This window comes from Streptomyces sp. NPDC006265, assembly GCF_040613555.1.
Classification (GTDB): domain Bacteria; phylum Actinomycetota; class Actinomycetes; order Streptomycetales; family Streptomycetaceae; genus Streptomyces.
Window position 1 is genome coordinate 1 of the sequence record NZ_JBEXSH010001498.1, and the last position, 1150, is coordinate 1150.

Sequence of the window (1150 nt, forward strand, 5' to 3'; positions counted from 1 at the left end):
AAGTCCCGCACGGCGACCTCTGCCGAGAAGTACCGGGTGAAGCGCGCGAGGGCGTCGAGGGCTTGGTCCAGGTACTCGCCGGTGCGCAGGTAGCGCGCGACGAAGTCGGAGTGCGGGGAGTAGGTGTGCCACCCGAAGTCGTTCGTGATGCCGGCGGCTTCGGTCGTCGGCGGCAGCGAGCGCAGCAGGACGTCGAGGGCTTGGGTGCCGGTGACCGGAAGGTGGGTGTGCAGTGCCTGGCTGGTCCGAGAAATCCGGTCTTTGAGCTCCAGTGCGGGCAGGTCGGACATCACGTCCTGTACGAAGGCGCCGGCGTCGAAGTCTGGGCACACGCCGTGCACTTGGCGTCCGATCTGGGTGATGCGCTCGAGGTTGAGGGCGGTTTCCTTCAGGGGCACCTTCACGGCCTTCGCGGTCATGGGCAAACACTAGGGCTGGCGACGAGCGCAGACAGCGTGTTCTCGCCGCCGGTCATCCCTCGGAGCCACGGGAAGCGGCATGCTGTCGAACGGCAGCGCGATACAGCAGGCGGGGGTGGCGGGAGCTGTCGCACGGGGATGCGGTGTGGAGGGTGGCGAGGTTGTCCCACACGACCAGGTCGCCCTGACTCCAGCGATGGCTGTAGAGGTACGGCGCTCTGGTCGTGTGCTCCAGCAGGTCGTCGATCAGGGCGCGGCTGTCCTGATCGGAGAGTCCGGTAACGCAGCGGATCACCATGGAGCCGAGCAGCAGTGAGCGGGCTCCGGTGACCGGATGGGTCAGGACGAGCGGGTGCTCGACCTCTGGCTGGCTGGCGAGGCTCCCGGCCGCGGCCGACGACTGCCCGCCGCTGGCCTGGCTCTGCAACGCGCCGAGCTGCTGGATGGAGTGCACCGCGCGCATCTTCTCGATCCGCTGCCGTGCCGCCGGGGGGAGGCCGGTGTAGGCGCGGGTCGCGTCGGCGAAGCGGGTCTCGCCGCCTTCCTCGGGGGTGATGACCGAGTACAGCAGCGTCACGGCGGTCAGCTGTGGCTTGAAGCTGTTGTCGGCGTGCCATTCCTCCTCGTCGTCCCCGTCGTAGATGCCGACGTACTCGCCGTCCTCGACGATGTTGCTGATGACGGTCAGCCCGGGAAAGCCGCCGACGGCGTAGCGGCGGTCGATGCTCGTG

At 68.4% G+C, this 1150-nt stretch carries 1 protein-coding gene and 1 pseudogene; both read right to left on the reverse strand.

Features of this window, described 5'->3' with window-relative positions; genetic code table 11:
* A pseudogene (locus tag ABZ281_RS50130) lies at positions 1–419 on the reverse strand (hypothetical protein); the annotation flags it as partial.
* A gap of 52 nt (positions 420–471) precedes the next feature.
* Positions 472–1150: TauD/TfdA family dioxygenase (locus ABZ281_RS50135; protein WP_356665586.1), on the reverse strand; the 679-nt coding region annotated here is incomplete at its 5' end.